Annotated in this window: 5 protein-coding genes; 3 read left to right on the top strand and 2 right to left on the bottom strand. The window is 75.8% G+C overall.

Features of this window, described 5'->3' with window-relative positions:
- Window positions 1-688: 688 nt before the first annotated feature.
- Window positions 689-1,288 (bottom strand): SanA/YdcF family protein, encoded by a 600-nt coding sequence (locus tag ACFO4E_RS28910; protein WP_378580297.1) that lies wholly within the window; start codon window positions 1,286-1,288, stop codon window positions 689-691.
- A 142-nt stretch (window positions 1,289-1,430) separates the two neighbouring features.
- On the opposite strand from ACFO4E_RS28910, the gene ACFO4E_RS28905 reads away from it, so the two are divergent.
- Window positions 1,431-2,984 (top strand): DUF885 family protein, encoded by a 1,554-nt coding sequence (locus ACFO4E_RS28905; RefSeq protein ID WP_378580293.1) that lies wholly within the window; start codon window positions 1,431-1,433, stop codon window positions 2,982-2,984.
- A 64-nt stretch (window positions 2,985-3,048) separates the two neighbouring features.
- Here the strand turns inward: ACFO4E_RS28905 and ACFO4E_RS28900 are convergent, their stop codons facing one another.
- Window positions 3,049-4,035: a MurR/RpiR family transcriptional regulator gene (locus ACFO4E_RS28900; RefSeq protein WP_378580291.1), complete on the bottom strand. Its 987-nt coding sequence runs from the start codon at window positions 4,033-4,035 to the stop codon at window positions 3,049-3,051.
- Window positions 4,036-4,249: 214 nt separating this feature from the next.
- Here ACFO4E_RS28900 and ACFO4E_RS28895 point away from each other — a divergent pair, with 214 nt between their 5' ends.
- The gene (locus ACFO4E_RS28895; protein ID WP_378580289.1) at window positions 4,250-5,875 is read left to right on the top strand and encodes an AfsR/SARP family transcriptional regulator; all 1,626 of its coding nucleotides are present in this window, start codon (window positions 4,250-4,252) and stop codon (window positions 5,873-5,875) included.
- Window positions 5,876-6,604: 729 nt separating this feature from the next.
- Window positions 6,605-7,585, top strand: coding sequence for an N-acetylglucosamine kinase (locus ACFO4E_RS28890; RefSeq protein WP_378580287.1), 981 nt, complete (start codon window positions 6,605-6,607; stop codon window positions 7,583-7,585).
- Window position 7,586 lies beyond the last annotated feature (1 nt).

The following is a 7,586-nucleotide window of genomic DNA, read 5'->3' as shown; positions in this document are numbered from 1 at the left end:
GGTGCCGGCGGCGGCGGTGGTGGCGGGCGCGGCGGTGTTCAGGGCGGTGGTGTTCGCAGTCATGGTGTGTCCCCCCGTTGGTCGGGTGCGGGGCCGAGAGTGGCCCGGGGCACGGCGCATCCGCCCGGTCCGGGCACGGCGGTGCCGTGGCGGGATGTGCGGCGGGTGAACCGTGGGGTCGCTCTGGCGGTGCGCCAGGCTGCGGGCGGGTCAGCGATGGTGACCTCGGTGGGCGGCGCTGGAACGCGCGGCCCGGCCCGCGTTAAGGGGCCTGATGATCCCGGGGAAAAGGTGCCCGGGCTCGGCATCGGTGGTTGGTCTGCGGTTGACCGTCAGATCACGAACCGATCAATGTCCACTCTAGCCAATGCGCAAGTAAATTGCGAGGGTGGAGCGGGTAAAACCGCAGATCAACGGCTTAAATTTCGGCGGTCGGGGGCGGGATCGCCTGCGTGTGCGGGGATCCGTGCCCTCGGTGGACCTCAAGGAAATCCACGCCTAAACCCAAGCTCCGGTCTGTTTCGCCGTGCTAGGGCAACGGTTCGTACAACAGCGATGGGGGTGGTCTCATTCCAGCCCGAGCACATTTTTCCGGGCCTCTCCGAAAGCCCCGCGCAGAGCGGGATCCGGCGGCCGGACGGGAGCCGGGACGGCTCCGCGACCGGGGGCCGGGCCGGTTGCGGGCCGCTCAGCGCGGGGCGGCCAGCGCGTCGTCCACCCCGGATTCACGCGGCCCAAGGAACCGCGGGTCCGGGCGCAGGAGGGTGTCCGCCACGGCCTTGACCGCCGCCGGGACCTCCCGCACGTAGCCGTAGACGGTCGCGGTCGTGCGCACGCGGATACTCGCGTCGCCGACCCCCTGGGTGTCGATCCCGGCGGCCCGGCACAGCGCGACGGCGCGGGGCAGGTGGAAGTTCTGGGTGATGACCGCCGCCGCGTCGACCCCGAACACCTCGTGGGCCCGCACGCACGACTCCCATGTGCTGAAGCCCGCGTAGTCGCCCGCGATCTTGGTCGCGGGCACGCCCAGGGCGACCAGGTAGTCGCGCATCGCGTCGGTCTCGTTGTAGGAGTCGATGCTGTTGTCGCCGCTCACGAGCACCGCCTCCGTCCCGCCGCGGTGGTACAGCTCGGCGGCGAGGTCCAGGCGCCGCGCGAGCAGCGTGGTGGGGCGGCCGTCGTCGCGCAGCCCGGCACCCAGGACCAGGGCCACCGGGCGGTCCTCGGCGTCGTGGACGGCGGCCCGCCGGTCCGCGGTCGAGACGGCCAGCCAGGTGAAGGGCGCCATGCCGACCAGCACGGTCAGCAGGCAGGCGGTGATCCACGTCTTGCGGTACGACAGCAGTCTCGTCACACACTGCTCGACGCTCCGCACCCGGCGCCGGTTCCCGGTCTGGGCTCCCGGACCCGCCGGGGATATGGTCCCCGCCATGGACGACTTTCCGGCGCGCCTGCGCGCCATCGCCGACCTTCAGGCGTCCGAGATGCGCGAGGGCGCGGGACGACACGAGTACGACGGCCGGATCTCGGACCTCTCCCCTGACGCCGTACGCAGCGGGCTGGCCCGCCTCGGCCTGGGCGAACCCTTCCCCGACCCCCACGATGAGGCCCACGCGACCGCCGCCGAGGAGGCGCTGCGCGTGGAGCTCGGCGAGCTGGAGCTGCACCGGTCCAACCCGCTGTGGCACATAGGGGAGCTGGACCTGTCGGTCTACGACAAGGACTACGCGCCCGCCGGGGAGCGGGACGAGGCGCGGCTGCGCCACCTGGCCGCGTGGCCGGATGCGGTCGACAACGCCGTCGCCGCCCTCGACCGCGTGAGCGCCCCGGTGGCCGGCGCCCTGCTGAGTTCGGTGCGGGGGCTGGCCGCGGCGGTGCCCGCCGACGCGCCGGGGGACGTCCGCGAAGCCGCGCTGGCGGCGCACCGCCGCTTCACCGCCCACATCGAGGCCGCCGCCCGCGACGGTGCGCCCAGCGCCGCACTCGGCGGGGCGGCGCTGGCCCGGCTCATGGGGACGGCCGAGGCCGCGGCGGTCGACCTCGGCCGCCTGGCCGAGCTCGCGGACGCCGAGCGCGACCGGCTCACCGAGCGCATGGCCGAGGCCGCCGCCCGGATCGATCCCTCCCGCGCCCCCCTGGACCTCGCGCGGGAGCTGGTCCGCGACCACCCCGACGCCGACGGCGTGCTCACGGAGGCGCGCCGCTGGACCGAGCACAGCATCGCCTTCACCCGCGAGCGCGACCTCGTGCCCTACCACGACGGGGAGTGCGCCGTCGGGGTCGCGCCGGAGTCCGCGCGCTGGGGGACCGCGATGATGTCGTGGGCCGCGCCGGCCGAGGCCGACGCGCCGGCCCACTACTACGTCACCCCGCCCGAGCCGGACTGGGAGCCGGCCGAGGCCGCGGAATGGCTGGAGGTGTTCAGCGCGACCACCCTGCCCGCCATCAGCGTGCACGAGGTGGCGCCCGGGCACTTCTCGCACAGCCGCGCCCTGCGCAGGGCGCCCGGCGCGGTGCGGCGCACGCTCTTCTCGTACGCGTTCATCGAGGGCTGGGCGCACTACGCCGAGGAGCTGTGCGTCGACGAGGGCTTCGGCGGCTACGCCGAGCGCGCGGTGGGCGACCCGCGCTTCACCGCGGCCCACTTCGAGGTGGGGGTGTGGCTCGAGGCGCTGATCCGGGTGACCCGGCTCGCGGCGGCGATCGGCGTGCACACCGGTGCGATGTCCGTCGAGGACGCCGCCGCGCGCTTCGCCGCCGACACCGTGCTCGCCGGCCCGGCGGCGCTCTCGGAGGCGCGGCGGGCCTCGTTCGATCCCACCTACGGCCGCTACACCTGGGGGAAGCTGGAGATCCTCGGCCTGCGCGACCGGGCGAAGGAGCGCTGGGGGGCCGGGTACACGACGCGGCGGTTCCACGCGGCGATGCTCGACCTCGGCGCGCCGCCGCTCGGCCTGCTCGGCACGGCCGTCGACCGCGGCTGACACCGGCCCCGGCGGGTGGACCGGCCCGGCAGCGAGCGCGGCCGGTCCGCGGTGCGCGGCCCGGTCAGCGCGGCCGGTCCTGGGCGCGCGGGCGGCGCTTGTCGTCGCCGATGCGCAGGCCCCGCACGGCGTCGTAGGTGGTCTCCAGGGCGGTGCGGCTGTCGGCGTAGCGGAGCTGCGCCAGACCGACGAACAGGCAGTCGATGACGGTGAGCTGGGCGAGGCGGCTGGCCGTGGCCCCGGAGCGGAAGGTGGTCTCGCGGGCGGCCGTGGTCAGGATGTGGTCGGCCGCCTCGCTGATCGGCGACCGCGGGAAGTTGGTGACCGCCACCGTGGTCGCGCCGCGGCGCTTGGCCTCGGCCAGCGCGTTGGTGGTGTCGATGGTGGTGCCGCTGTGCGAGATGCCCATGGCGACGTCGTCGGCGCCCAGGAGCGCGGCGCTGGTCAGCATCACGTGCGTGTCGGACCAGGCGAAGGAGGTCAGCCCGATGCGGTGCAGCTTCTGCTGGAGGTCGGCGGCGACGAAGGCGCTGGCGCCGACCCCGTAGATGTCGGTGCGGCGGGCCGTCGCCATGCGCTCCACGACCGCCTCCAGTACGGCGACGTCGAGCTGGGCGCCGGTCTCCTCGACCGCGCGGGCATCGGTGAACGCGATCTTCTCCACGACGGTCACCAGGGTGTCGTCGGCGCTGATGTCGCCGGGGACCTCGCGGGTGCCGCCGCGTGCCCCGCGGGCCTGCCCGGCCTCGGTCGCCAGGGTGAGGCGGAGTTCACGGTAGCCCGTGAAGTCGATGGTCCGGCAGAAGCGGATGACGGTCGCCTCGGAGGTCGCGCAGTCCTTGGCGAGCTGGGTGATGGACGACGCGGCCACACGCTCGGGGTCGTCGATGATGCGCTGGGCCACCCGCTGCTCGGCGGGGGCGAGCGACGGCAGCAGCGAGCGGATGCGCAGCACCGTTGTGGGGGCGGGGTCGTCGCGGACCGCGGGCGTGCCGTCGTCGCCGTGCGCGCTTCCGCTCCCATGGGACGTAGGCTTCGCCGTTTTCGCCATGTTGGAAAGTTTCTTTCGCTCTCTGCGTGTAGTCAATGCGTAGCCCGGAGAAATTCGCGGTTTCCGGCAGTGTCACAAGTACGACCGCCGGACCGACCCGATTGCGCGCCCCGGTGCCGCCCGGCAGGGTGGAGGGTGGACGCCGATCACACGGTGTCCGGCTCTCCAGTTGTCCGTTTCGCGCGAAGGGGGAGGTCCGTTTCCGGGGGCGACATTGTCAGACATCTCGTTCGCAGTGCTCGGGCCGCTGACCGCCCGCGCCGGTGACACCCCGGCCAGGCTGCAGGGCACCAAGCGTCGTGTCCTCCTGGCCACGCTACTCCTGCGGGCGAACCGTACCGTGCCCATCCCGGAGCTGGTCCAACGGGTGTGGGGTGATGTCGATCCCAACGCCTACCGCTGTGCGCTCCAGGTGCAGGTGACCCGGCTCCGGTCGGCCCTGTGCGCCCTGGCCGCCGGTGCCCGGCACGGGCCCCCGCTGCTGGTGGGCGGTCCGCACGGCTACCGGATCGAACTCGACGACCGGCAGCTCGACCTCGCGCGCTTCCGGGCCCTGGCCGCCGCGGCCGGGCGGGCCGAGGCCGACGGCGACCTCGCGGGGTGCTGCGACCGCCTGTCCCGCGCGCTGGAGCTGTGGCAGGGCCCGATCCTGCACGACGTGGCATCCGCCGAGCTGCACGAGCACGAGGTCGCCGCCGTCCGCGACGAGCTGCTGCGCGCCGCCGAGCACCACGGGACGGTCGCGCTGGCGCTGGGCCGCCACGAACGGGTCGCCGACGTGCTCTCGGGGCTGACCGCGAGCCACCCCCACCGCGAGGCCCTGGTGGGGCAGCGCATGATCGCGCTGTACCGCTGCGGCCGGGCGAGCGAGGCGCTGGAGGTCTACGGCCGCACCCGCCGGTTCCTCGCCGACCGCCTGGGCACCGATCCGGGCCGCCGCCTCCAGGAGGTCTTCCACGGGGTGCTCCGGGGCGATCTGGACGACCGCCCCCTGGTTCCGCGCCAGCGGCCGGTGCACCGGCCGCCGGTGGCGCGGGCCCGCCTCGTCCCGGCCGAACTGCCCGCCGACCCGCCCGGATTCGTGGGGCGCGCCGAGGAGATGGCGGCGCTCGACCGGCTGTTCGCCTCGGGCGCGCCGGCCCGCCGTGCGCTGGTCAGCGGGCCGCCGGGGGCGGGCTGCACGGCGCTGGCGGTGCACTGGGCCCACACGGCGGCGGCCGGGTTCCCCGACGGCCAGCTCCACGTCGACCTCCGCGGCGCGACCGCCGACCCCCGCTCGCCGTTCGACGTGCTGCGGCGGTTCCTGCGCGCGCTGGGGGTGAAGGGGGAGCTGCCCCGCGAGACCGACGAGCGGGCGGCGCTGCTGCGGTCGGTGCTCGCCGGGCGCCGGGTGCTGATGGTGCTGGACGACGCCCATTCCGCCGAGCAGGTGCGGCCCCTGCTGCCGGGCGCCCCCGGCTGCGGTGCGGTGGTCACCAGCCGCTACTGGCTCGTCGACCTGATCGTCCGCGAGGGCGTTCCGGCGCTGGCGGTCGGTGAACTCCTGGAATGGGAGGCGGTGACGCTCTTGCGCGACCTGGTCGGGGCGCGCCGGGCCGCGGCGGAACCGGGTGCGCTGCGCCGGCTGGCCGGGGTCGTCGAACGGCTCCCGCTCCCGTTGCGGCTGGCCGCCGCCTGGCTGGCGACGCACCCGGAGGCGCGGATCGCCGCGCTGGCGGACAAGGTCGAGCGACGCGGTGAGGACTCCGCGCTGGCGCGGCTGAAGGCGGTGCTGGGCGGCGACCCCAGGTTCCTGATGGGCGGCCGCCTGGCCAGGGAGGGTAGTGCCTGGCGAGAGTGAAGGTGCCCCCGTCCACCTCGCCAGGCACGCGGCGACCCGCATGCGGGCCTCCTTCCCCCACGAGCCGGCCGTCCTCCGGCCCCTGGGGAGCCAGAACCCGACGGCTCCGGCCCGCTTGGGAGGCGCTCACGGCCGCGGGGAAGTACCGGCCGGGAGACGCCCACGGCAGACAGAGTGCAGGACGGTGCTTACAGTGCACTGGCGGTTCGCTTTCACGAAGCGAACGCCGCTCGGTTTCAGCGCTTCCGCTTCCGCGGGCCCGCCCCGCGGTGCGGCATCGCGGCGTCGCACGGACCCCCGTTTCGGCGGGTGCCCCCGCGCGCGTCGGATCGGCCCGGTACGTCTCCGGATGCGGCATCGCGGATCATGTCCGGTGAATAGCGGATGGAACGGAAATAAGCCGATCCGCACCATCATTCGCTGCTTTTGCCGCGCGGGGGCGTCCGGCCGATGCGCCTGCGCCACGGGGCCGCTGGGCGGTCACCGCCCCGGCGCGCTGCCGGCCGGGGGCGGTTTCGGTCGCGACCAAATGGAGCCCTTCTTCCGCGGCGCGAGACGGGCTCGAACCGCGGCGCGTCGGTTTCAGGCGACACGACGCCGGGCGGCTCCGCGGCGGCGCGCGGGACGCGGCGGGCGCCGTGCCGCCGCCGGATCCCGCGGCGGCACGCGGCCGTTGTGCGCCCGGCCTGACCGGGTGCCGACGGGGGCGGAACGGCTAGGCTGCCCCCCATGACGCGTCATGTCGTGATCGGGGTGGACGCCGGCGGGACATCGACCCGCTGTGTCGTCGCCACCCTCGCCGGCGAGGTCGTCGGCTACGGGCGCTCCGGCGGCGCCAACCGGTTCTCCAGCTCCGACCCCGAGGCGTCGCTCGCGGCCGCACTGGGCGCGGCGACCGCCGGGCTCACCGGCATCGCCGTGGACCAGGCGGTGTTCGGGCTGGCGGGGGCGTCGTCGGGGCGCGCCCGCGCGCTGGAGCTCGTCGAGCGGGCGTGGGCCGCACACGGGCTGCCCGGCAGCCCGCACGTCACCGACGACATCGCGGTCGCCTTCGCCTCCGGCAGCGCCGCTTCCGCGGGCAGCGTGCTCATCGCCGGGACCGGGGCGGTCGCCGCGCGCGTCCGCGACGGCGCCGTGGAGCGCCGCTGCGACGGCCACGGCTGGCTCCTGGGCGACGAGGGATCGGCGGTGTGGATCGGTGTGGCGGGCCTGCGGGCGGTCCTGGCCGCGATCGACGGCCGCGGCCCGGCGACGGCGCTGGACACCCGGCTGGCCGCGGCGCTGGGGACCGCACCGGGCGACGCCGGGGCGATCGTCCGCGCGGCGCACGCCCGGCCGCCGGCCGAGCTGGGCGGACTGGCGCCGGAGGTCACCGGCGCGGCGGCCGCGGGCGACTCCGTCGCGCGCGGCATCGTCGCCGACGCCGCGGGCCGGCTGCTGGCCGATCTGGAGGCCGTCGCCCCCGGCGCCGACCCCGGCGGGCCGGTCGTCCTCGCCGGAGCGCTGCTGGCCGGCGGGCCGGTGGCCGACGCGGTCCGGTCCGGCCTGCGCGAGCGGCGCGGGGTCGTCCCGGTGCAGGCGGTCGACGGCGCGCGGGGAGCGGCCGGGCTGGCGCTGCGCCGGGCGGGTGCCCCTGCCGGCGCGCACGCCGCGGTGCTGGCGGCGGAGGGCCCGGTGCTGGACGGCCCGCCGCCCGAGCGGGCCGGGTAGG

Origin of the sequence: Nocardiopsis mangrovi, from assembly GCF_042653925.1 — a bacterium.
GTDB lineage: Bacteria > Actinomycetota > Actinomycetes > Streptosporangiales > Streptosporangiaceae > Nocardiopsis_B > Nocardiopsis_B mangrovi.
Note: the sequence above shows the minus strand (reverse complement) of the source record. Positions and strands in the feature narration are given on the sequence as shown.

Excerpts from the sequence above, each read along its gene's own strand:
- ACFO4E_RS28910 (WP_378580297.1), bottom strand. The coding sequence starts at position 1,288 with ATGGCGCCCTTCACCTGGCTGGCCGTCTCGACCGCGGACCGGCGGGCC.
- ACFO4E_RS28905 (WP_378580293.1), top strand. The coding sequence starts at position 1,431 with ATGGACGACTTTCCGGCGCGCCTGCGCGCCATCGCCGACCTTCAGGCG.
- ACFO4E_RS28900 (WP_378580291.1), bottom strand. The coding sequence starts at position 4,035 with ATGGCGAAAACGGCGAAGCCTACGTCCCATGGGAGCGGAAGCGCGCAC.
- ACFO4E_RS28890 (WP_378580287.1), top strand. The coding sequence starts at position 6,605 with ATGACGCGTCATGTCGTGATCGGGGTGGACGCCGGCGGGACATCGACC.